Consider the following 24,343-nt stretch of genomic DNA (forward strand, 5'->3'; position numbering starts at 1 on the left):
GCTGAAAGTATTACTAGCTCAGATAATACAGAGGTATGGGATTTTTATAAGGTTTCTGAAAGAAATGTATTAAGCAATAATGATAATTATAGAGACAATCTTATAGAACAATATAAAGATACTAAAGTTAGTATACACAATAAGCAATTAACAGTTAACAACCTTTGTTCGGTTCAGTATGTTAAATATCAAAGAAAACCAGTTGAATATTGGATGTCAGTGAAAACGGCAGAATTATATAAACAGCTTTTTTTAAAAGAAGGTATTTCTTTAGATAGTGATATGAATGTTTTAATGTCTTTATACCCCGATAAAGATTGTCCTGCTCCATTTACAGAGCTTATTGAAACTAACAATTATTTAGTAGCAGTTACTAAAGAAGGATATTTACTATTTTTTTTACAAGAAAAGAATTATAAATATAAACAAAATGTTGTAGATTTAAATGAAAAGAGTGAGTTTAGCTTATTAGGTGATCCTATTATTAGTAATAAAAATTTTATAACTGAAACTAACAAAAACTGTAATTTTCCATCATATGACAATGAAAAGGATAATCAATGTGAAGTGGTTAAATTAGAAATTTATTATGGTGGACTAATTGAAGAGCAATTTGTAAATCAACAACAAGTTTATTTACAAAAAGACAAAGAATCTAAATATTTTCTTAGGAAAGATAGTATACAAGAAAATGTGTTAGAAATAACTTTACTTATAGAGAATAATAATGAGCTTATTGATACTTTAAAAATATATAGTGAAAAAGTGTCAGAAACAGCTGCAATCACTCAGTATTACTATATAGATGAACAGTTAAAAAATATATGGACAGTGCAAATACTAGCAGACGAACTTAATCGAAGAGTTAGTTTTTGGAAGCATTACGCTATTGAGGATACAAAGCATATTAAATTAATAGAGTCTATATCATGTAAATATGACATGGGAAATATTGATACTACAAAATGTAGCAGTGATTACTAAAAAGATGAAGCAACTAACTCTACCCAAATAAAATAGGGGCATAAATAGGGGTATAAAATTGAACTTACTTTTTAAAAATACTTTAAAATCAATAAATTAATCACTTAAATTGGAGCGGGAAACGTTCTCTGGTTTTTAGTGCTAACTCTTTGAAATCTCAAGAGTTAAAAAATACCAATTAGTAAGAATGTACCTGTTAATGTACCACTTCTTGCTAGATACCTATTTTAATAGTGATACAGCAGTTAATCAATACAAATTACCTAAAAGGTACAAAAGAAAAAGGCGTAAGGGCCATAAAAAAGGGAAGGGGTATTAAAATTAAGAGAAGCCATTTCTAGCGAAATGGCGACTATCTGGAAAAGGATCAATACTTTAAAAGGAAAAGACTTATAATCCTGACGCTTGATAGCCAAGCATCAAGGTTAATTTCAATTATCTCAATTAATTGATAAGATCGTTATCATTTAGGGCTCCTAACACTTCTGCGAGGATGATTTGTTTGTCAAACACAGCGTAAAGGAGTGTTTCACGAAAGCCTGCATCATCAGTATTGAGTGCTGCTCGCGTCATAGCAATACATTGCATGATGAGCTCATCGGGTTCTTGTGTGATGTAACTGGCAAGATCTTTCATGGTTGCACCACCTTATCTGTCGTGGTTACCCAGAAATGATATTTGCGAAAAAATAAAGATCCTGTATGCTTATAAATAGCCATGGCATTACCTCCCGTAATGTTGTGGTTAGAAGCCTCGTTGTGTTCCACCACAGCGGGGTTTCGTTAAGAACAATTCAAATGTTCTGTTCAATGGTTAATAACTGCACCCTAGTTATAACAAATTAATGAGCTATTTTATAATCGTTTGTTTAGATCAATTGAGTATTATTGATCGGTGAGTTAGGGATAATTTATAAGTCTATTACTAAAGATAAAATAAAACCTCGTAAATAAGAGGCTTCTAAAAAATATTGCTGTATCAAGCGCTATAGGCCTATAGCATTTTCTTATGCCATGATGGTGAATTTACTTTTTCTGAAACTTTAATCATAAAACTTTGTTGTAACTTTGTGGGGTCTGGATACTGCAAACCTAATAATATATCAGACCCAAATGGTGAACCAATAAAATAGCGAGATTTAATTAATTGCTCAAATATATTGATGATACAGTCAATATAAAATTTACTATAATCATCATAATTTGTACCATCAAAATCTCCTTCTTTATAAATTCCTATTAAGTCTCCATCATAATCAGCATTTCGTATTTTTTGTGTGAAGTCATTTATAGCAGAAAAGCTCTTACTACTAGGGCTATAATATCCCCATTCAGCTGCATGCATTTCCACATATAAAATTGCTTGCTGTATACTGCATGCATTTATTTCTTGTATTTTTATTGATTGAGATTTTAGCCAGCTTTCTGTGCAAACAGCAGCTCCAAAATTACTAAATGCACTATCACAAAATATGCAATATGAAAGAATAGTTTCTTTACATAGTTTTTCTTTTACAATAGATATATCTTCGCTATAAGCTTGTATTAATAAACTTTCAAATTCATTTCTATGTTCACTTAAAATCATCCACACCTCCACACTTATTGCTTTTTCAGTGCCTTATGGATAAAAAACCTCTAAAAATAGAGGTTTTTTAAGAACGCTATTGAATTAAGAACTATAGGCTTCTAGCATTTTTTGATACCAATTTTCAGAACTAAGTTTTTCAACAGAGTTCAATATATATTTTTTAGCACCATCTGTTGGGTCTGAAAACTGAATTCCTAAAAACATATCTATTTCGAAGGGTTTAGTCTTAAAAATATTATCATCTTTTAACTTTGATAACACTTGAACAGAGATATCAAAGAAAAAGTCATCAAGATCAGTTGTATCATCAGTTATATCTTCAATCTCACCATCGTAAAAAGCATCTTGTACTTTTTCGATTAATTTATCTACACTTCTAAAAAATTGACTATTCTTATTAAGATAATCCCAGAGATCAGAAGAAGATTCAGCTATTAAACAAGCTTTCTTTTGTGTTAATCCCTGCTCAAATAGTTCATGAGTATAACTTTCTAGTCTCTTCCTTGTACATGCACAACTACTGAGTGAGTCAAAACCGCTATTACCTAATATAGCATAAGAAAAAACACTCTCACTTTTCAAATCCTTTATTATTAAGTCAATATCTTGTTTACATGCAAAGTATAGATCTTCTGCAAGTTCGAGTTTAATATTTTTCAATAATATCATATTAACTACCTATTTTTTGACATTCTACAGCCCATTTTTTTGAATATATAGTTGTTTGTATATCACTTTATTGAGTATAGAAAAAAGCCTCTAAAATATAGAGGCTTCTAAAAAATATTGCTGTATTAAGGGTTATAAGCTTTTAACATTTTTTTATGCCATGCTGGCGAGTTTACTTTCTCAGAAATATCTAAAATAAAATTTACCTCTGTCTCATCTGGATCTCCAAATTGGAGCCCTAGTAAAACATCATTTTCAAAATTAATATTGAATAATATTTTTGAGTCTTTAATTTTTTTAATAAGATCTTCAACTATAGAAATAAAAAAATCATATAACCTCTTAAAATCCAAAGAACCAGGAATTTCAGGTAAGTCAACAATTTCATTAGCATAAAAGGCATTAAATATCTGATCAACTTTCTCATTAACACTACTAAATAATTGCCATGTATTTTTAACATAATTCCATTCTGATGAAAAAGTTTCAGCTCTTAAATATGCTTGTTTATCCTCAAAAAATATATTTTCTATACTTTTCCTAGTACAGGCAGCACTTCCAAAACTAACAAAACCACTATCACAATAAATCGTATAAGCAAAAAAAATGTCTTGAGATAATTCAGTTTTAATATAATTAATATCTTGTACACAAGCATCATATAACAAATCAATTAGGTGATTTTTTAACTCTCTTAATAGCATATTATTTTCCTATATTTTGACATTCAATAGCCTATTCTTTTAAAACCGCCTCAATAGCACCTCGATTACCTTTAACAGGCGCTAAACGTCTATTCAATTCAGCTTGAGGGAGTTCACCATGTTGTCCTGTTATTTTATTGAGAGCCGCCGTAAAATTTTCTCCATTAAGTAATAAATTTGTATCAATATCTTCTAATTTTTTTGATTGACTATTGCTTTTAAAAGAGGAATCAGAGTTTAGATGTCTTGTACAACGAAGGTTTTATAGTATTATTTCAATAAGTATTTATAAGAAAGCTCTTAAACAAAGAGCTTCCTTAAAGAACTGATATCAAGTTTAATCAGTTAATTTCATATGATTCAATCATTTTATCATGTAGAGCATTACTATTTAATTTCTCAGAGATTTGAAGTATCCATTCTCTTTCATCTTCATCTGGACTACCAAACTGTAAACCTAATAAAGTATCTTTAGAAAAAGGAACAGTACTGAAGAGGCCAGATGCTTTTAATTTTTGTAGAACTTTTATAATAATACTTACATAAAATTGGAAAAAAAGATTGTAGTTGAAGTCTCCTACCTTATATACACCTATTATTTTCCCCTCATTGTCAGCATCTACTATTTTTTGATTAAGTTCATTGACTTTAAAAAATAAATTAAGTTTATTATCATTATAATAATCCCATTCAGCTGCAAATGTAGCAACATATAATTGTGCAGACTCTTCATTTAACTGAATTTCTTTTTCAACTAACTCTTTGGATTGAGTTATTAATTGTTTTTCAGTACATGCAGCCGTACCAAAACTTCTAAAACCACTATCACAATAAACTGCATATGCAATAATATTATCTTGTGTAAAATTTTGCTTAATATGATCTATGTCTTTGACTAATGCTTGATATAATAATTCTTCAAGCTCTTTTTCTACGCTATTAAGTAACATATCTATTTTCCTCTATTTTGACACTCTATAGCCCATTCTTTAAGTACTTGCTCTATGCCTTCTTTATTTCCACGAACAGGCTGTAACCTTCTATTTAATTCTGCTTGAGGTATTTGTCCATGTTGCCCTTTTACTTTATTCGGAGCCCATGTAAAGTTTTCTCTTTGTAAGTTAGGATTAATACCTACCTCTTGTAATATTGTCCTATTTTCTGCGCCTGCAACCCCACCGCCTACTTTTTCCACCAAGTGATGTGCATGCATTGGATCTCCAGGATGTGTTGTCCCTGAAACCTCAGACCAGTATTTGCCCCAGTCTTTACCTCCTCCAAAAATATTTTCATTTTTCTCAAGAGAGCCACGATAAAAAATTTCTCTTATACTTTCATTTGCCTGCGCTTCACTAAGCCCTTCTGCCTTCAAGTCTTTGGCTAACTGCTTTTTCCATGTTTCATAATTTGATGAGGTAACATTATCTCTAAAATATTTTATCTTTTCTTCAAAAGAAGTTCTAGTAATGCCTGTTGGAATATCTGCATCATCAATCGGTCGTTTTAAAGGACAAAGATCACTCAATCCTAACGGATCAACATAACCCACTGGATTTTTGGTGTATTGATAGTTATTTAAACCTCCCGCCAACTTGATAGGGTCAGGGGTCATATAGCGACCAACGGTTGGATTATAATACCGATAGCGGTTGTAGTGAAGCCCCGTTTCTTGGTCGTAATATTGGCCTTGGAAACGTAACGGATTATTTACTTCTGCAATATCCAATACGGCTAAATTACCGTAGGCTTTATAGCGAGCAGACCAGCAGATACTACCATGAGTATTGGTGAGCTCCTGTGGTGTACCTAGGTGGTCAAGTTGGTAGTAGTAAACTTGGGCTTCTTTGCCTTTGCCTTTGAGTAAAGCAAGTGGTTTAAACGTACCGGGTTCGTAAAGGTAACTTTGGTAATGTTGTTTACTGCTTTCTGCAACAATTTTACTGCCTTGCCAAATGTATTCGGTTTTAGTTTTTGTACCAGCTTTGTCAGTCACTGTTTTACGAATACGACGACCAAAGGCATCGTATTGGTATTCAGCTACTGTTCCATCGGGTAGAGTAGCAGTTTGTAGCTGGTGTTGGCTGTCGTATTGGTAGTGGGTAACGAGCTGTTGATTTTGCCCTCGGCGCTCTTCAATTAAGCAACCAAAATCATCATAACTAAAATGTTTATCGCCTTGCATAAGCAAGCGATTGCCTTGCATATTGACGTGATGAACGTTATGTTCTTGACTGAGTAAGTTACCAGCAGGATCATGAATCAGGTCTTCAGTGATATCGCCACGGACTTTAGTGAGGCGATCCAGCGGGTCATAAAAATATTCACGTTTACCTTTACGGCTATCTTCAATTTGCTCCAAATTGCCCGCAGGACTGTATTGATAGTGGCGTTTGTAAAGAGTTTTATGTTGATTACTGATAAAGTGTGATTTGAGACGACCCTCGTCATCGTAATCATAGATACTGGTTAACGCACCTTGTTGGCGCTCCACTTCTTGGCCTAAGTTGTAGAAGTGTTCAGTCAGTTTTTGACCATTTAAATTCACTTGGCTAAGTTGGCCACCTTTGGTGTGTTTGTAGTCAATAATATTGCCATCAGGCAGTTTGCATTGGCTTAAAATACCGAGTGGGCTGTATTGATAGCGTAGTGTTGCCCAACCTTGGTGTTCGGTGGTTAATCGACCTGCAAGGTCATACTCATAGTTGATTGGCCAGTTACCATCCTCTACGCTTAACAGTTTGCCTGCTGGATTGTAGCGGTAGTTGATTTGTTTACCATCGGGCAAGGTTTTTTGTAGCAGTTCACCCGTATTGGTACGTTGATAGGTGGTGGTGTAGGCATTACCTTGTTTATCATATTCTGTTTTAGAGAGTAGATGCCCACCAAGATCATATTGATAGCTCGTTGTTAATCCTTCAAAAGAGGTTTCTTGGCTAACTAGCCCATTAGGGTAGTAGTCTATATGATAGCGTTGCCCTGTTTCATTGATAATATCGGTTAAGTTAAGTTGTGCATTATTGTATTGGTAGTTAACCTCTGAACCATCAGGATTAATCTTGCGACTGATAACGTGTAGGTTAGGTACATAGTCATAACGAGTGATGCGGCCTTGCTCATCAGTCACCTTGGTGACTTTGTTGTAGCCATTGTACTCAAAGGCATTACTTTTACCATCGGCGCGAGTTATTTTAATGAGTCGATCAATGGCATCGTACTCCATTTGAGTAACTTTGCCAAACTCATCTTGGCGAGTGATTTGACGGCCTAGCGTGTCATATCGGTAACGTACAGTGCCACCTTCAGGGAGCTTTTCTTCAATCAGTTGTCCTAGGCGATTCCATGTGAGTTCATGAATACTGCCATCAGGGTACTTGATTTGTTTGATTTTACCCGTGGTGGTGTATTCATAATAGGTAATTTGTCCATCAGGTTCGGTTTGCCAAGCGATTTCACCTTGTTCATTGTAAGCACATCGCCACGTAGCATCACCTTTCGAGATAGAGTCCACACGTCCAAGGTCATAACCATATTGGGTAAGTTCGCCAGAGGGAGAGATAACTAGCCTTAAATTACCTTGATAGTCATATTGGTAAAGTGTTTTCGCTCCCAGTGGATTTTTTTCCGCAATAATGCGGCCTTGTGGGTCGTAATCTTTGGTGACTTCACCGCCATCCGGTGCGATTTCTTTGATCAGTTTTGCGTCTTTATCGTGTTCATAGACTTGTTGGCTACCGTCTTTACGGGTGATGGTAACCTTGCCATTATCATCCCAATCATAACGGGATTCCATTTGCTCAAAGTTAGCCCAGTGGCGTAAACAGCGTACTTCTTTACCTTGACCTTCCCATTGCCAGTAGAAGGTCGCTCCACCGGCCATTTTACGTTCTTGAATAACGTTTAATTCGTCATAGCTATAATGTTCCGACTCACCAACCGCATTTATGGCTTGAATGAGTTGGAATTGCTTGTTATAACGATAGTTAACCAGCGGTTGTATGGTTTGCCATGAGTCTTCAAGGTTATCCGCAGCGATTTCACGTTGATAATCTATACCAACAATATGATTATCTTCATAACGAATTAATAAACCTCGTCCTGCGGTATTGTGGATACGGTGAATACGACCTAGCAAATTGCGGGTGATGACAATGCGGTTATCGTGTTTATCACTAATGTATTCAAGCTGTGCACCAGATTTTGTGCGTTTAAAGTGATAAAAACCTTGTCCGTGGGCTTGGGCAAGAATAATTTCCGATTCATCACGCCCTAAATAAATAGCGGCTTCAGCTAGATTATTAATCCCGACAGGAATATCTTTAGTGGGCAGAGGTAGCTCAGTGGTTAGGTTTTCATCATTGATCCAGCGTACTTTGTCGTGCTCAATAATGAGTTGGTGTGATAAAGCATGACTCCAGCCATAACCTAAGCCGACATCAATTTCTGCGGCACTGGTGCGGTAAAGCCGTTTCCAAACGAAGGGGAGTAGGCCTCTAAGTTCGCCATCATCAAGTGATAAAAGCTCTTCTCCAGTGACCATGGAAACGGGGCAACCATCAGCAGGACAGGTTTTTGAATTAGGTGATGATTCATCTTTCGGAGTCGTAGTCGGTTTATCGACCTCACTCGTTGGGGTGGTGTCGGCTCTTTCTGCTCTAATTTCAGTTTTATTAGAGCTTTCAATCTGGTTGATAAGCTTGCCTGCATCATCTGCTGTATTTGTTCCTGTTGTCGTGCCTTCCGTAGTGGCAATAGCTCTCGCATTACCGCTATTTGACGGTTTTAAAATGTTGGGTTTTATAATATCAACGTAGCGATTCATGCTCTTGGCAATGATATTGCCAAGCTCCCCCGAAAATGAACTGACATAGGTTGTGACTTTTTCAATAGCGGAAAGTTCAGAGACGATGCCTTTTACTACCACGGCATCTCTAGCTACTAAGGCAGCTTGTATCGAAATTTTAGCGGCAAGCCCAGCTCCCCCCGTTAAAACTACACCGATGACAATATTAACAACTAATTCAGCCATCCCTCTAGAGATGAAAGCGCATAATAAATCAGGGGGAAGTAAGCAAATCCAATTAATCACCGCTGAATACACAACGTAAAGCAGCGATTTATCAATAAGTAAAAAGAAAATCCGCTCAATTTTTGAGCGCTCAAGCTTTTTTAAATTAGCAATAAGTTCATTCGTGAATTTTTCTATGGAATCTTTGTATTTACTGCGTAAATACAGCGAGCCCCCCATGCCAAAAGTAGTAAATGCGGCGATATCATCCCAGTGATTCACAACAAATGAAGCAATGGACGAAATCATATCCCAGAGCCCCACTAAGGTTTTCCAAAAGGCTTCTCCATTTTGTTTAAGAAATTCATAAAACTTTTCTTGTTCACTGCTAGATTGATAGCGAGTTTTAAAATCAATCCAATTGGGATGATGCTTTGAATCCCATTGCATTTTTAATAAGGCAGCGGCTTGAGCTATGATATCCAGATATTCGTCATTAATTGCAGCTTCACTCGTTCCGTCGTAATCAGGATAAAATTTAATCAGATATTCAACGCCAGGTGTGCATTCGTCAATAACAGCATGCCCATTTTCATCGGTAAAACCTGTTTTTTCAGCGGTAAAATAACCCTTCCAGTCATTTCTATCGGCTGCATAGGGAACTTTAGTGATAGGTATTTTCCCTGAAGGGAAGGTATGCTCTATAATAATTTGACCGGAGTTAGGACAGGTTGCAACGTCTTTTTCTACTTCTCTTGTTATAGCCCGATAGGCGGAAATCGCCATATGTGTATTGAAGCTAGTAAACCCAACATTATCTGAGTCATGTTTTGCAATACCAGTGATATAATCATTTAAATATTCATAAATATCTGGAATATCGCGTTCTTTTATCATTCTATCAAGCATGTAAGCAATAATCATGGTTAAATCTCTTCTTGAGTCAAGTAATCTAATAACTGATTGGCTACGGTATCAGCGCTGTACTCATGGTTTTCAACAAAGTAAGTCACTTTGCTTCGCACATTGGGTTCAGGGTATTGGTAAAACAGGGCTGAGTTCTCTTCCTTTAGCCATTGCATGAGATTATTAATTAAACTGGTCGGGTTTTGTTCAGTAAGCTTGTTAAGTAATTCTTTTTCTACTCGCCACCAAGGATAAGCTTTAGGTTCAGGCAGGTTAGGCGATAGTGCTACTTCTAACGCCTGTTGATTAATCAAATAATGACTAAACACAGGAATTAACTGAGCGGCTTGTTGTTTTTGGTTGAGGTAATCGAGAATAGGGTAGAGGTATTTACCATCCCAGTATCTAAAAAACACATCCATGCCATCAGGCATCAATACCTTGGTGAGGCTTTTAAAGTGTTGGCGAATAGTTTCAGGCTCATAGGATGACGCCGCAAGCCAACCCCAATCCTTGGGTTTAGTTTGATCCACCCATTCAAAGAACTTGCTATCACGCGGAATGGGCGCAATATAAGGCATTGCTTCAAACCAATTGGCATAAGGCGTTTCTTGCCATAGGGCGGTTAAATTCACTTGGTTGGTTTTTTTAAAATAGGCTGTAACGGGTTTAGCTGAACTGATACTGCCCAATAATGTATAAATGGTTAAATTATCAGGAATGGTTTCAAGCCATTGTTGGGTGGTAATCATACGTTATTCCCACCATTCGGATTAAACCCCGTTGTCGTTGAGCTGATATCTGGTGTTTTTAAGCTGGTAGCCGCCGTGGTGGCTTGAGTGAGCGTTTCTGGAGTTTGTTTGGCTTTGTTGGCTAAGTCAGCCCCTTGTTGTACGGTTTCAGTGGCTGTTTTTAAGGTTTCGTTACTGTTAACCGCTTGTATTGCTGCATCGGTAGCAGCCTTTGTGGCTTGCTGCTGGATTGCTTGAGTTGGGTCTTTGGTCAAGCCTTGTAACGTATCGGTCATATTCGCCATATTACTCATATCAGCCATGTTAGTAAGATTACCCATGCTACCGGTTAAATTACTCATACCACCCATTACTCCAGTCATACTACTGCTTAAACCGTCGGTTAAGCCACCGGCAAAGCTCGGTGTACCTAAACTACTGTTCAGGCTGTTGGTATCCAATACCGCATCCGGTGTGGCTTTATTACTAAAATCAGTGGCACAAATGCCCATGGCATTCAACATACACTCCAAACAAAATGGCGCATCACTGGCCATGGTTTGGGTTTGTACCGCCGTTAATGGCCGTGGTACAGGCGCAGAAGTAGCGGCTACAGAACCCGCTTTACTGAGTGGCGGCATCGATACCGCCGGTGTTCCTTCCATTGGTATGCCTCCTGTCCATACCGGCATGGTCATCCAAATCCCGGCAGGGTTTAACACGATGTGTTGCCCCCCAGCACGTAAAGTCAGCGAAAGGCCTCCATCCACAATGGTCTGCAAACCACTTTTTAAATGAATCTCCATCCCCGCTTCTGTGGTTTTGACCGTGCCAATAGTTTCATGCTCTGAGATGCCCACCGTTTTATAGTCATTCATCATGATTTGTGTCATGCGATTTTGGTCTGTCAGATGGTGCTCTTCACTTTTGTTGTGGGTATATCGGTTGGCTTTGATAGTTTCTGAGTGCTCGTTATTCACTTGCAAGTGCGAGTTATTATTGACCTGTACCGTGTGATTATTCTTGGTCAAAGCATCAAAATTACGCTGTGATTGCACAAAGATTTGCTCTTGTCCAGCCTTATCCTCGATTCGCAGTTCGTTAGAACCCACACCACCTTTACTACTACTGGTTTTAAACACACTGCGCGTTTTATTAGCCGGTAGATCATAAGGCACTTTATTAACCCCGTTATGCAACGCCCCCGTCACCAATGGCGCTTCAGGATCGCCCTCTAAAAAATCCACCTTAACTTCCATGCCCACCCGTGGAATCACCACCGCACCATAACCGTCATGAGCCCAATTAGAGGCAACCCTGACCCAATTCGAGCTGTGTTCGTCGAAATTTCCCTCTCTATCCCACATAAACTGAAGCTTCACCCGACCATATTCATCACAAAATATTTCCTCACCGGCAGGGCCTACAACAATCGCCGTCTGACTGCCTAACACTTGCGGTTTAGGATGTAACCGTGTAGGTTGATAAACCACCTTCCGAGGGGTAGCAATAAAACAATTACGATACCCTTGGGTAAAGGCATCAAACGGAAACCCCAGCTCTTCGGCAATCGGATGACGAAAATATTTTTCTATTTTTTGTTGCGTACGCGCGGGCTGAGATGAGTCTGCTGAACTTGAACCACCAAAGGCTTCAAGTACCTGTGGTTGTCTGCCTTGGTGTCGCACTTGATTTAATAACCAAGGTCCTTTACTGTCCATCGATTCGAGTGCAGGAAAACCGTCCACCTCAAAAAAACAACCCGCATGTAAGCGGGGAATATCAGAATCACCTTCGGCTAAGACTTGTCGGGCTCGTAAGCGCTGAATCTCATTTTCAGCATAGTGTTTTGCTTGGGCAATATTAGAATGGGGATTGGGGTAATTGTAGGATTCGAGTAGGGGTTCTTGGGCGTTGTTGGCTTTTTCGCTTAACATCCCCTCGGCACTGCCTTCAGGAATTTTCATGTTAGTAAAATTATAATTACGAAAACTCGCAGTCTTTGTCGCGGCCTGTAACAACACATCAAAACGCTTTAATACGGGATAATCCGCCACAAATCCCGTGTCACTTTTATACTCAAGCGCTTTATCTAAAGAAGGGAAAAACGGCTGTGCATCAGAAAACACCAATTGATGGCTATTTTGACTAAAACGATAAGACATCGCCCAGCCATCCTCTTCACACAACCGATGAATAAAATCCGAATCAGTTTCATCATACTGCACACAAAACTCACGGGGTTGATAGAGTGATTCATCTTTTAACTTAAATGCAAAGCCATTTTGCTCATCACGCACCATCGCATGGTCAGCAAGGACATCGGTAATAATTTCCAGTGACGTTTTATCGACCCAACGGCGTTGATTCATTCGCTTATACAAATGACTAAAGCGTGGGGCTAAAATAACCTTAAACTGCGCATAATGCTCACCTATTGCGCCACGTTGTACTTCGTGGATAACACCATGAATCCCTTCCTGCTTGTCAGAAGTAAACGATAAAAAAGCGGGTTTAGAGAGTAACTGCGTGATATCAAAACGCACTCGTTCATGGACAAGGGTAATTTCAAAGGCATATTCCGCATCGAGTCCTTCAATTCCGTCAAATGACAACACCTGTAACTTCGAACTATCCACGCCCTCAACGTCCAATGAATAGTGTGTGCTATTGGCGGACTCAAACATCGGCTTACTCCTTGTAACAAAAATACGACTAAAGATAAATTGACTTATAAAAAATAACCAAAAAGCAGTCAATTAGACTATAGTCTAATAAATTAACTATAAATTGATTTTATTGATGTTTTTAATTAAAGACAGCGTAAAAAAAGTGAGGTCGTAAAACAGTTATTCGAATATAGTCGACTATAAAATCGACGATGTTATTTGATTTAACCCATGAACAATTATCAGTATAAACATTACAAACAATGAAAAAAAATTTAAATGATTCCATTAAGGTATATAGCCATCCAATGACGTGTATAGACGTATCCTAATCCATTGCAAACAGGCGCATGAAGCTAAAATAAAGGTTGATTTTGCTAAAGCGACACGCCATAATCAAGGTATGTTTCGCTAACGTAGTTAGCAACATACCCAGACAGCTCTACTCTTTGAGGCTGTGTTTCGTTGTTAACGAAATGAGTAAACGACCCAGGCTGACACAACCTTTAAGTCGGCGGTAGGTCTTTGAACCTACAGGTTGAAACCACCCACATTAGTTTCCGCTCCGGTGGGGGATTACTGTAGTTACCCATATTGCAGTGAAGGTTACATGAATAGTAAATTAGCCTTAATGGGCACGGATGTATTATTTTACATAGGTTTGGTTAAACGGAATGTTTTTTTATGCTCTTTTAATCAATGCCATTGCACTCACTTACCAATTCGTTGGTTGAGTTACGCATTCTATTAGTTAAGATTTTTTAATTTAGCTAACTTTTAACCTCGATTGCTTAACGCATACACGGTATATATTTCAATTGCTTAAGCGGCATGGTTCAATCAAAAATGTTTAACCCTAAACGTCGTTTTATGTCATCACGCTATAACACTTAAACAGCAACTAAGCTGCTCACTCTCAAATACATCCATCGTAATTAATCAAGCGCAATGGATAATCCATTTACCACACAAAATTATCGCTTAACGGTGAATTTTTGGAAGCCAAAAACGGTCGTAGCGTCACTTTACCATGAATAATGAGAAAGTGACGCTACGTAAATACCTCAAGCTAAGTCTTTGCTGACAAGGGATGTCACTCTTTGTGAGTAAATGACACACCCTTTTTTAGGCTTTTTAAGCTAAAAAATCTCAATCTTAAGGCGTGTTTAATCATTGAAATTATTCCAATGGATTAATTACCCTCCGTATTTTTAAACCCCAGTTAACTAACCACTGTTTTATAAAGCAGTAGGCATAGTTGACCATTATTTTTTAGGAGTTATGTTGACCGATACCGACGGCTGGTCACCGCCAGTGGGAATTCCTGTATTGATAACAGGCGGCTGTACTGAGTACATCACCGAACCCCAACACCTCAACACCATTTCGCTCTGGTGCATAGGTATCGTCAACGGCAAAGCGAGACTTTGTCATTTTGTAGCACGCGCCAGAGAGGGGTTTTATTTTAGTGGTAAGAGTCATTTTTTTAGGGAGTATTTTTTTATGCGTCATCACAGCAGTCAAAGTAAAAACAGTAACAACTAACCAGATAAGAATGAGATAATACCGATGAAATTAATCAATTCACAAACTAAATTTAATAAAACCAACATGAAGCATAGCCGTCAGACCAAGGCAAAACCGAAGTCCTTACAACAGCAACTGACAAACAACGCAAGGCAAGCCGGCGGTGCTCATAAAACAGTGGATAATCGGCAAAAGATGATAAAACGGTTTGGCCAGTATTTAAAAGACAACAACATCCAAATCAGCGATATGAGCCACATCAAGGTCAGCTATATAGAGAACTATATTAAAACCCGATTAAGCCAAGGGATCAGTCAACGCACCCTACACAATGAAATGTCCGCCATTCGACAAACATTAAGAGCAGCGGGCAGATATAAATTGGCTGACCATCCGAGAATCAGCAACTCAGCGTTAGGGATCAGCGGTGCCAGTCGTAAAGGCACTAAAGTGGCGATTAGCCAAGAACAATATCAAGCTATCTATCAACAAGCATTACAAAAAAGCCCCGCACTGGCTGCCACCTTAGATATTGCTGTCACCTTAGGACTACGCGGTGAAGAGGCGGTGCAAAGCTGTCAATCGATGAAAACATGGCAAAAGGCCCTACAACAAGACAAAACAACGCTTCATGTTGTGTTTGGTACCAAAGGAGGTAGACCGAGAGATGTACATATCATCAACCCACAACAAACCTTACAAGTTATTAATAATGCGCTTGCCATTATGCAACAACAAAACGGCAAATTGATTGATAAGCCCAGCTTAAAACAAGCTATGAATTATTGGCGTAATAGCACCTATCGTTTAGGTTTAACAGGCAAAATTTCGCCGCATAGCCTGCGTTATGCCTTTACCCAAGAGCAAGTCGACCAGTACCTAACACAAGGTTACAGCGAACAAGAGGCGTTGGCTAAAACCTCGATGGATTTAGGGCATGGGGATGGGCGAGGGAGGTATATTAAGCAAGTTTATAGTAAAACTTAGTGAGTAGATGTTGTAAAGCCTTATATTTGACTTGCTAACTTAAATCCATGGAATATAATAAAAGTTAGGGACAGATTAGTGCCATTAGACGAAATTAATTAAAATAGTTTTTTTATAACCGTTAAAGAAGAGATCAAAATGAGTTTACAGACTAATTTACAAGGTCGTCTACGCAATACATCCTTGCCCAAAAGTCATGGGCTTATGCCTGTCTTTGAGGCGGTTGTAAACTCTATTCATTCGATAGAAGAGAAAGGTAATCTTTCTTCAGGAAAGATTACTTTAAAGATTAATCGCGTAAGTCAAGAACACTTAGATTTTGATGCAAAAGCATTACCAGCTATTACTGGTTTTACGATTATAGATAATGGTTGTGGTTTTAATGAAAAAAACTTTCAATCTTTTAAAACATTGGATTCTGATCACAAGATAGATAAAGGATGTCGAGGTATAGGTCGTCTGATTTGGTTAAAAGTATTTAGTCAGGTAGTAATTAATAGTCAGTTTATTGATGAGGGTAGAGAACGAAAACAAAGAGTTTTTTACTTTGATAGCAAAAAAGGGGTTCATAGTGATGTAATAAGTAATAGCGACCAAGAGGAAACCGGTACAATAGTTGAACTTAAAGGGTTCGATGCTGATTACCGAGACAATGTGGCAGCAAAAGGTTTAACTATTGCCGCTCAGTTATTAGAACATATTCTTTGGTATTTTGTACGCTCAGAAGATGCTCCAACTATATTGGTTGTAGATGATTCAGGAGAAAAAATTGATCTAGATATTTTATACGATCAACATATGCATACTAGTACTTTCCATGAAACTATTACAATTCAAGAGCAAGTTTTTGAACTTACTCATATAAAATTTCGGGCATCCATAAATAAAAAACATCAATTGGCGTTGTGTGCTGCAAATCGACTAGTAAAAGAAGAATCTATTCAAGGTAAATTGCCAGGTCTTTATGGGAAAATTTCAGATGAGTCTGGTGAATTCACTTATACATGTTATGTAGCATCAGATTATTTAACAGAACATGTAAGAAGTGAAAGAACGTCTTTTAATATTGCAGAAAATGTTAATGATATTCTTAATGAAATCAGCTTTAAAACTATTCGTGAAGCTGTATTAGAAAGAGCACAAGAGTATTTGAAGGATGTATTAACAAACAATATCTTAGCAGGAAAAGAGCGAGTAGATAGATTTATTTCCACTCATGCTCCCCGCTACAGACCCATAATAAATTATGTTTCTGAAGATCTATTGATTGTTGATCCAGAAAAGTCTGATAAAGAGTTGGAACTACATCTTCACTCTCAGTGGTACGAAGTCGAACGCCAACTGCTTTGTGACGGACATAACATTATGCAGCCCCAGAGCAATGAACATATAGAGGAATACAAAGATCGTCTGAATGAATACTTAAAAAAAGCAGAGGATCTCAAAAAATCTGATTTGGCTAATTATGTATCTCACAGAAAGGTTATTATCGACCTTCTTCAAAAGTCTATTGAACGCACTCCTGATGGAAAATATGTACGAGAAGATATGATTCATAGCTTAATTATGCCAATGCAAAAAGATAGCCGGGAAGTATTCTTAGATTCTTGTAATCTTTGGCTTATCGATGAACGCTTAGCCTTTCATAGTTATTTAGCATCAGATAAGACAATAAATGCCATGCCAATTACATCGAATAACTCTACAAAAGAGCCTGATATAGCAGCATTAAAAATTTTTGATAATCCATTGTTAGTTAATAATCAGTCTGATTTTCCATTATCTTCGATCACCATCATCGAAATTAAACGGCCTATGCGGAATGATATGAGAGAAGGCGAAGATAAAGATCCAATTGACCAAGCATTGAGTTATCTTGAAAAAATTAGAGATGGTAAAGTAACTACTCCTAGTGGAAGACCAATTCCGGGGGGGAAAGATATGCCTGGCTATTGTTATGTATTATGCGATTTAACTGAATCAATGCAACGCCGTTGCAGACGGGCTAATCTTCGTATCACCTCCGATGGCATGGGGTTCTTTGGTTATAACGAACCTTCTCACGCATATATAGAAGTTATTAGTTTTGATCAATTAGTTAAATCAGCAAAAGAGCGCAATCAGGCTTTTTTTCACAAACTAGGCTTTTGTAATTAGTTGTATGAATCACAAAAATGACTATATTTAGACTTACTCTTTTTGTTGTTGACCAAACTTAGACGCCCTAAACGTCCCTAACTGAGCCTTGCGAATCATCCCAAACAAATACCCTGCAGGATTACGAATGTCTTGTGACAAACACCGCGCTTGCCACTCATCGAGCAACAACTGCTGAGTTGATAAAGGCAGTGCTGACAACTGCACCAACGCATCCTGTTGCTGATCCTTTGCTAACAATCTAAATAATTGTGGATAACTTATTTGTTCAGATAATCCGTACGTACGTTCCGTGGTATTTATTTTATTATTTTCTAAATGCCTACGTACGTACTCAATAACTTCACTACTGGGTTTTAGCATACGACACCTCATGGATAAAAAACAAAAACGACCCACCTAGTACACGCTAAATAACCACTGCAAAAAAGCAAAAAACCAAAATCAACGTTGCATATTTTAATTACTCACAAATCCGAAGGAAGCTAAACAATTCATGTGAATATTAGAAAAAGTATCGAACGTCTTCGATAATCAATAACTATAGGGTAAAAAGTAGATAAAATCTGAAAGATAAAAAAGATAAATAATTGGTTTGTAGGGTAATCCAAGAGTCACAGATAAATTATTAGAGGTCTAATAATTTGATTGTACTTTCTATCAAAAAAATTATTCGAGGGCGAATAAAATAAATGAGGGAGAGCAAGGCAACTGAATAAGAAGTAACACGGACTTATAGAATCCTATGAGTTGTGCTTAAAAAAGCATTTAAAAGCATCAAAAACAACCAATCATAAAGCTAAAAGTCAGTTAAAGTTGAGATAAAAAAGAAATAATAAACAGAATATTTAATGCTTTTACACCAACAGACAAATTATTAGGGGGCTAATAATTTGATTGTAATGTCTGTCAAAAAAATTATTTGAGGTCAAATAAAATAAATGACGAAGTGGCTAACAAAAAAACTATTTAGCCCTCAATAAACCAACAGTAGCGATTAAGTTTTAAGCAAATAATCATATAAAAACTGTTAAAATAATTAACTATGCAGTTAAAATAATTAATTATGCGGTTAAAATAATCGAAAATAACTAATTCGGTAACTAAAATACAGTATTTCGATTGAGCAATGGATTGCTTCACTCTTCATCACACAATCAACGGAAGGAGGGGATTGATTTTAGTCCCTTCGGTTTTAGTGAATTGAATTGTCGTGGCTCAAATTGACTTAAAGCAACCGCATTGAAAGATACTTGTTAAGTGTAATAAAATACCATGCCGCATCACCACATCACCACACTAACTCGCCTTGGCCTGCTGACAAAATCCTTGCCGTTGCCATTCATCCAGCCGATCTGCCCAATCCTGCATCATGACTCTACGTTGCTCCACATACTGCGCATGATTATAAGAGGCTCGAATCTGATCCTTATCCGAATGCGACAACTGCGCCTCAATCCACTGCTTAGGATAATCCAACTCATTCAATGCGGTAGACAACGTCGCCCGAATCCCATGTCCCGTTAAACGCCCATCATAGCCTAAGCGTTTTAAGCCATAATTCAACGTATTCTCACTGATAGGTAATTTAGGGTAAGAACGATGACAGAGCAAAAAAGGCTGCCAAGGATACATCAGCGAAAGTAATTCTTTAACAACCCCAATCGCCTGTCTAGACAACGGCACCACATAAGGCGGAATACTACCATTATGCCTCACTGAACGTTGCAACTGCTTGACCTGCTCTGCGGGAATGCACCAAAGCCCTTTCTCCAAATCAAACTGAGCAGGGGAGGCTTGTCGTAACTCCCCGGTACGCACGCCCGTTAACAACAACAGTAAAATACCCAGCCTCGTCTGAATCGCCCCCTGATACCCAGCTAATTTTACCAAAAAAGCTGGCAACTCCTCTTGCCGTAAAAACGGATTATGCTGCGTTGGATTTTTAGGTAACGCCAATACCGCCATCTCCGCTGCTGGATTACACCCAATCAACCCCTCAGCCTGCGCATGCTGAAACAACTCAAACAACCAACCACGGCACTTCTCCGCAATCGACAAGGCTCCTCGTGCCTCAATACCCCGTAACACCTTAAGCACATCCGCCTTACCAATCCTATCCATCGGTAATGCCCCCAACACAGGCAACATATCCTTACGCAAATACCGCTCAATCTGTACTGCCGTACTTTGTCGTTTATCCTTTTTATCTAATCCGAGCTTACGAAACTTAAACAACTTCCAACGCACACTAAAGTCAGCAAATGACTCTACCGAAGACGAAACAACAGAGGATACCGCCTTATCATCCGAAGCATGACCTTCTTGTTGTGAGTTAGATACATCAGACATACCACAAGTAGTAGGAACAACAGAAATATCAGCAGTCACAGAAACCGGTGAAATCCCTTGCTTCACCAATGAACGATTAGACTCACAGCGCAGTCTAGCCTCTGCAAGCCCAACCTCAGGATACACCCCCAATGAAATACGCTGCCGTTTACCACCTAAGGTAAACCGAAAATGCCACGACTTACCACCTGAAGGCGACACAAACAACGCCAAGCCCTCAATATCCTTCAAGGTATAAGCTTTCGATTTAGGTTTACAGTGTTTTACTAAGGCATCAGACAAAGCCATAGACAATCTCCTCAACAACAAAATAGAAAAAAGGAGATTCCAATTATTAGGAGATAGAACTAAAAGTCAGTCAAAAATCCAATGTACCGCTTGTTTATTTCAATGTACCGTTGGATGTACCACTTACGAGTGGATTATAGTACACCTTAGTACTCTTTAATGGAGTACAAAACAAGGTTTACTGACTGATTTTAAAAGAGAAAACACCACTAAGTGCTTGATTGTAAAAGACTATAAATCGTGAACTGGAGCGGGAAACGAGGTTCGAACTCGCGACCTCAACCTTGGCAAGGTTGCGCTCTACCAACTGAGCTATTCCCGCATATTGATTGCTTCGAAAGAAGTGGTGAGCATTATACAAAAATATTAGTCTATGGCAACCTTTTTTAACCGTTATTTTTTATTCTTCCAGCTAAGTGTTTCAAAAACACCAAAAATAAAAAGTCTAAGTGCTCTAAATTTATCCTGCTGCTTTTCCTGGTTGGTCATTGTTGATTGTAATAACCAAGCTTGTAAGCCATGAGTTATAACAAATGCAGCCAATCCAACGTAAGCAACAATATTGGCTGGCTTTGGAAATGGATGAACTAAGTTAAATAATAAAAATAACCATATAAATGAATAGATTGATTTGCCCAAAAGTATAAACATTATTTTTCTTCTCGTATAAATAAATAACTATGAACTTGGCCGGCGGTTTTTTCCCGATGTAAATACCAATTTGATGGGATATAACTAGTTAGATCATGATTTGTTTCAGACTCGATGTAAATATAAGCTGATGAAGTAAGCCAATGATTATTTTCAAGGAGTTGTACTGTCTTTTCAATCAATGATTGATGAAAAGGCGGATCGATAAAAACAACATCAAATTGTTTTTGCGCAGGTTTATCTAACCATAGAAAAGTATCGGTTGCAGAAATATCAATATTATTACTGGCAATGAGTTGTTTATTTTTTTTCAGCTGATTAGCTGTTTGCTTGTCTTTCTCTAATAATGTGACTGATTGAGCTCCACGTGATGCAGCTTCAAAACCTAATGATCCACTACCTGAAAAACAATCTAAACAATTGCTATTTTGTATAATTGGCATTAACCAATTAAACAAAGTTTCTTTTACCCTATCTGTGGTTGGACGCAGGCCTTGTTTATCAAGAACTGATAATTTTCTACCGCGCCATTTACCACCAATAATTCTTATTGAACCATTCATATAATAACCTTACTTAGAATAGTTCTTGAGTATTGCCTTGTGAATCCGTCACACTAGTACCAACTTCTTGTGATCCATATGTAGTTGGCTCTGTTCCTTTAATAAAGTATTCTGACATTGTTCTTGCACCAGAACCTGGTAACATTCCTGTTCGTTGATCAATTGTCACTGAAATCACATTATCTGGTTTTACATCTTGTTTTTCTGGCACATCTTTAAGAGCAACTTTCATATAATCAACCCAGACTGGGTTAGCTGTAACTGCACCAGCTTCGGCACGGAAAGTCCGCCCTAAAGCACGACGGTGATCATCAAAGCCCATCCAAACCGATGTGACAATATTGCCACCAAATCCAGAAAACCAAACATCTTTCGATTGGTTAGTGGTACCAGTTTTACCACCAACATCTTTTCGACCTAAGGCTTTTACACGCCATGCTGTACCTTGCCAATCCGAACCACCAAAAACAATGGTACGTAATCCATCTTTCATAATATAAGCAATACCGCTATCAACCGTGTGTGGCGCATATTTAGGTGTTACATCAACGGTTTTGTTATCATTATTAATATCAGGTAGGATTAGATTATCTTCTGACTTAAGATTTGCCTCTTCTGGCTCTTCATTACCTATTTCATTCGATTCATTTTCAACGTTATCTAGCGATACAGAAACTGAATCAAATTTAACAACCTCATCGTTACAATTATGACAAGCAATTAATGGTTGGTGTTGATAAATCACACCACTGTCATTGTCGTGTTCAATTTTTTCAATTAAATATGGCGTAATTAAATAGCCACCGTTCACGATTACTGAATATGCCCTAGCAACTTGTAAAGGTGTAAATGATGCAGAACCTAAGGCCAACGATTCATTATGAGAAATATTTTCTTTCGGGAATCCGAAACGTTCTAAATAGGTTGCCGCATAGTCAATACCTATAGCACGTAACGCCCTTACCATCATCACGTTTTTAGACATTCCTAAACCGATTCGCATTCTTAAAGGACCTGCATAGTTAGGAGGAGAATTTTTTGGACGCCATGTAACACTACCAGTAGTCCGCACAATAGGTGCATCATTAAGTAGCGTTGCCATGGTTAAGCCCTGTTCTAAAGTTGCTGTATAAATAAATGGTTTTATATTAGAACCTAACTGACGTAATGCTTGTGTTGCACGATTAAATTTACTTAAATTGAAATCATAACCACCAACAATTGCCTTAATAGCCCCATTATCCGAATCAAGAGAAACCAATGCGGCATTAACAGCTGGTATTTGCGCTAAGCCCCAATTATCACCAGATTTTTTTACCCAAATTAGTTGACCTGCTTTTAACGTATCATTAACTTTTCTTGGCAAAGCACCTTGTTGATTATCATTAATAAATTTTCTTGCCCATTTCATATCTTGGTAAGCAATAGTAATATTACTTTTGTCAGATAATACAGCTGTTGCTTCCTTATCATTCGATTCTAATACCACTGCTGGGCACATACCGCTATAGCAAATATATTTGTGTAAGGCTTCTTGGATTTGCTCTTCGTTTAATGCTGGCTCATTATTTTCCCATAAGACTTTTTCGGGGCCTCGATAGCCATGTCGCATATCATAATCAATAATATGTTTTTGAACTGCTTCAGTTGCTGCAACTTGATCAGTTTTAGAGATAGTTGTATAAACTTTATAACCGTCAGTATAGGCATTTTCACCAAATTTATCGTACATAAATTGTCTTGCCATTTCAGCAACATATGGTGCAGAAAATTCAATATTTGGCGTATGGTAACTTGCATTTAAAGGTTTCTTAATTGCTTCATCATATTCAGCTTGAGTAATATAAGATTGGTCTAACATTCGTCCCAAGACCCAGTTACGTCTAATTAACGCCTTATCTGGATGAGAAATCGGATTAAACGCTGAAGGAGCATTTGGTAAGCCAGCAAGTAACGCGGCTTCATCTACGGTTAACTGATCAGGTGTTTTACCAAAAAAGGTAAATGATGCGGCAGCAATACCATATGCTCGCGATCCAAAATTGATCATATTAAGATATAACGCCATTATCTCGTCTTTAGATAATTCTTGCTCCATACGAATAGCAATAATCATCTCTTTTACTTTACGAGATATGCTTTTTTCCGGTGTTAAGAAAAAGTTTTTAGCAACTTGTTGAGTAATAGTACTACCACCTTGTGAAAAGCCTTTTTGTTTTAATCCTACATACATTGCTCGCACAATACCAATTGGGTCAATCCCAAAATGTTCATGAAAACGAGCATCTTCGGTAGCGATAACAGCATTTACGACAATTGGTGGAATTTCATCATATTTTAATGGTATTCGTCGACGTTCACCAAAGACAGCAATCAATTCACCATCTTTACTTAGCACTTGCATAGGTGTTTGTAATCTAACATCTTTTAATGTTGCAACATCCGGTAAATCTTTTGAATAATAGCTATAACCAGCTATACCTATAATTAAGCCACAAAGAAATAAACCTATAAAAAGTTTAAGACAAAATTTTAATATTTTTAGTATTATCACAAATCA

The 24,343-nt window shown here is 37.6% G+C and carries 17 protein-coding genes and 1 tRNA gene; 4 read left to right on the forward strand and 14 right to left on the reverse strand.

All coding sequences use genetic code 11. From position 1 onward, the window contains the following. Positions 1–984: hypothetical protein (locus B6C84_RS11585; protein WP_165755854.1), on the forward strand; the 984-nt coding region annotated here is incomplete at its 5' end. Positions 985–1,428: 444 nt separating this feature from the next. On the opposite strand, the gene B6C84_RS08640 is transcribed toward B6C84_RS11585, so the two are convergent. The 8 genes from B6C84_RS08640 to tssI form a co-directional block, all read right to left on the reverse strand. Then, positions 1,429–1,620 carry a hypothetical protein gene (locus B6C84_RS08640; RefSeq protein ID WP_086354229.1) on the reverse strand — a complete coding sequence of 64 codons (192 nt, stop codon included), beginning with the start codon at positions 1,618–1,620 and terminating at the stop codon, positions 1,429–1,431. Between the two features lie 357 nt (positions 1,621–1,977). Then, complete coding sequence (locus tag B6C84_RS08645) at positions 1,978–2,571, reverse strand: hypothetical protein (RefSeq protein ID WP_086354228.1); 594 nt, start codon at positions 2,569–2,571, stop codon at positions 1,978–1,980. Between the two features lie 84 nt (positions 2,572–2,655). Continuing rightward, positions 2,656–3,243, reverse strand: coding sequence for a DUF4303 domain-containing protein (locus tag B6C84_RS08650; RefSeq protein WP_086354227.1), 588 nt, complete (start codon positions 3,241–3,243; stop codon positions 2,656–2,658). Positions 3,244–3,368: 125 nt separating this feature from the next. Then, entirely contained in the window at positions 3,369–3,947 is a 579-nt protein-coding gene (locus tag B6C84_RS08655; protein ID WP_086354226.1) for a DUF4303 domain-containing protein, read from the reverse strand. A 341-nt stretch (positions 3,948–4,288) separates the two neighbouring features. Then, positions 4,289–4,897 (reverse strand): DUF4303 domain-containing protein, encoded by a 609-nt coding sequence (locus B6C84_RS08660; RefSeq protein WP_086354225.1) that lies wholly within the window; start codon positions 4,895–4,897, stop codon positions 4,289–4,291. A 2-nt stretch (positions 4,898–4,899) separates the two neighbouring features. Then, positions 4,900–9,402, reverse strand: a complete 4,503-nt coding sequence (locus tag B6C84_RS08665; protein ID WP_165755156.1) for an RHS repeat-associated core domain-containing protein — start codon at positions 9,400–9,402, stop codon at positions 4,900–4,902. Between the two features lie 476 nt (positions 9,403–9,878). Beyond that, on the reverse strand, positions 9,879–10,610 hold the full coding sequence (locus tag B6C84_RS08670; RefSeq protein WP_086354223.1) for a DUF4123 domain-containing protein: 732 nt from the start codon (positions 10,608–10,610) through the stop codon (positions 9,879–9,881). Further along, positions 10,607–13,276 (reverse strand): type VI secretion system tip protein TssI/VgrG, encoded by a 2,670-nt coding sequence (tssI, locus tag B6C84_RS08675; RefSeq protein WP_086354222.1) that lies wholly within the window; start codon positions 13,274–13,276, stop codon positions 10,607–10,609. Before tssI ends, B6C84_RS08670 begins: the two co-directional genes overlap by 4 nt. Positions 13,277–14,539: 1,263 nt before the next feature. Here tssI and B6C84_RS11505 point away from each other — a divergent pair. From B6C84_RS11505 to B6C84_RS08685, 3 genes are all read left to right on the forward strand, one after another. Further along, the gene (locus B6C84_RS11505) at positions 14,540–14,803 is read left to right on the forward strand and encodes a hypothetical protein (RefSeq protein WP_133052307.1); all 264 of its coding nucleotides are present in this window, start codon (positions 14,540–14,542) and stop codon (positions 14,801–14,803) included. 66 nt (positions 14,804–14,869) lie between these two features. Next, a complete protein-coding gene (locus B6C84_RS08680; protein ID WP_086354234.1) occupies positions 14,870–15,772 on the forward strand; it encodes an integrase domain-containing protein in 903 nt (300 codons plus the stop codon). 138 nt (positions 15,773–15,910) lie between these two features. Next, complete coding sequence (locus B6C84_RS08685; protein ID WP_086354221.1) at positions 15,911–17,929, forward strand: ATP-binding protein; 2,019 nt, start codon at positions 15,911–15,913, stop codon at positions 17,927–17,929. A 33-nt stretch (positions 17,930–17,962) separates the two neighbouring features. On the opposite strand, the gene B6C84_RS08690 is transcribed toward B6C84_RS08685, so the two are convergent. The 6 genes from B6C84_RS08690 to B6C84_RS08715 form a co-directional block, all read right to left on the reverse strand. Continuing rightward, on the reverse strand, positions 17,963–18,292 hold the full coding sequence (locus B6C84_RS08690) for a hypothetical protein (protein ID WP_086354220.1): 330 nt from the start codon (positions 18,290–18,292) through the stop codon (positions 17,963–17,965). Between the two features lie 936 nt (positions 18,293–19,228). Beyond that, a complete protein-coding gene (locus B6C84_RS08695) occupies positions 19,229–20,569 on the reverse strand; it encodes a tyrosine-type recombinase/integrase (protein WP_086354219.1) in 1,341 nt (446 codons plus the stop codon). Positions 20,570–20,815: 246 nt separating this feature from the next. After that, positions 20,816–20,891: transfer RNA gene (locus B6C84_RS08700), tRNA-Gly, on the reverse strand. Positions 20,892–20,962: 71 nt separating this feature from the next. Further along, positions 20,963–21,220 (reverse strand): DUF1145 domain-containing protein, encoded by a 258-nt coding sequence (locus B6C84_RS08705; RefSeq protein ID WP_034902452.1) that lies wholly within the window; start codon positions 21,218–21,220, stop codon positions 20,963–20,965. Further along, positions 21,220–21,783 (reverse strand): 16S rRNA (guanine(966)-N(2))-methyltransferase RsmD, encoded by a 564-nt coding sequence (gene rsmD, locus B6C84_RS08710; RefSeq protein ID WP_086320364.1) that lies wholly within the window; start codon positions 21,781–21,783, stop codon positions 21,220–21,222. Before rsmD ends, B6C84_RS08705 begins: the two co-directional genes overlap by 1 nt. A gap of 13 nt (positions 21,784–21,796) precedes the next feature. Then, positions 21,797–24,337: a penicillin-binding protein 1A gene (locus B6C84_RS08715; protein ID WP_217332124.1), complete on the reverse strand. Its 2,541-nt coding sequence runs from the start codon at positions 24,335–24,337 to the stop codon at positions 21,797–21,799. Positions 24,338–24,343 lie beyond the last annotated feature (6 nt).

It is taken from the genome of Gilliamella apis, from assembly GCF_002142155.1.
Lineage (GTDB): Bacteria > Pseudomonadota > Gammaproteobacteria > Enterobacterales > Orbaceae > Gilliamella > Gilliamella apis.

What these genes read in the sequence shown, in the direction of transcription:
- B6C84_RS08640 (WP_086354229.1), bottom strand. Translation starts at nt 1,620, where the DNA reads ATGAAAGATCTTGCCAGTTACATCACACAAGAACCCGATGAGCTCATC.
- B6C84_RS08645 (WP_086354228.1), bottom strand. Translation starts at nt 2,571, where the DNA reads ATGATTTTAAGTGAACATAGAAATGAATTTGAAAGTTTATTAATACAA.
- B6C84_RS08650 (WP_086354227.1), bottom strand. Translation starts at nt 3,243, where the DNA reads ATGATATTATTGAAAAATATTAAACTCGAACTTGCAGAAGATCTATAC.
- B6C84_RS08655 (WP_086354226.1), bottom strand. Translation starts at nt 3,947, where the DNA reads ATGCTATTAAGAGAGTTAAAAAATCACCTAATTGATTTGTTATATGAT.
- B6C84_RS08660 (WP_086354225.1), bottom strand. Translation starts at nt 4,897, where the DNA reads ATGTTACTTAATAGCGTAGAAAAAGAGCTTGAAGAATTATTATATCAA.
- B6C84_RS08665 (WP_165755156.1), bottom strand. Translation starts at nt 9,402, where the DNA reads ATGCAATGGGATTCAAAGCATCATCCCAATTGGATTGATTTTAAAACT.
- B6C84_RS08670 (WP_086354223.1), bottom strand. Translation starts at nt 10,610, where the DNA reads ATGATTACCACCCAACAATGGCTTGAAACCATTCCTGATAATTTAACC.
- tssI (WP_086354222.1), bottom strand. Translation starts at nt 13,276, where the DNA reads ATGTTTGAGTCCGCCAATAGCACACACTATTCATTGGACGTTGAGGGC.
- B6C84_RS11505 (WP_133052307.1), top strand. Translation starts at nt 14,540, where the DNA reads ATGTTGACCGATACCGACGGCTGGTCACCGCCAGTGGGAATTCCTGTA.
- B6C84_RS08680 (WP_086354234.1), top strand. Translation starts at nt 14,870, where the DNA reads ATGAAGCATAGCCGTCAGACCAAGGCAAAACCGAAGTCCTTACAACAG.
- B6C84_RS08685 (WP_086354221.1), top strand. Translation starts at nt 15,911, where the DNA reads ATGAGTTTACAGACTAATTTACAAGGTCGTCTACGCAATACATCCTTG.
- B6C84_RS08690 (WP_086354220.1), bottom strand. Translation starts at nt 18,292, where the DNA reads ATGCTAAAACCCAGTAGTGAAGTTATTGAGTACGTACGTAGGCATTTA.
- B6C84_RS08695 (WP_086354219.1), bottom strand. Translation starts at nt 20,569, where the DNA reads ATGGCTTTGTCTGATGCCTTAGTAAAACACTGTAAACCTAAATCGAAA.
- B6C84_RS08705 (WP_034902452.1), bottom strand. Translation starts at nt 21,220, where the DNA reads ATGTTTATACTTTTGGGCAAATCAATCTATTCATTTATATGGTTATTT.
- rsmD (WP_086320364.1), bottom strand. Translation starts at nt 21,783, where the DNA reads ATGAATGGTTCAATAAGAATTATTGGTGGTAAATGGCGCGGTAGAAAA.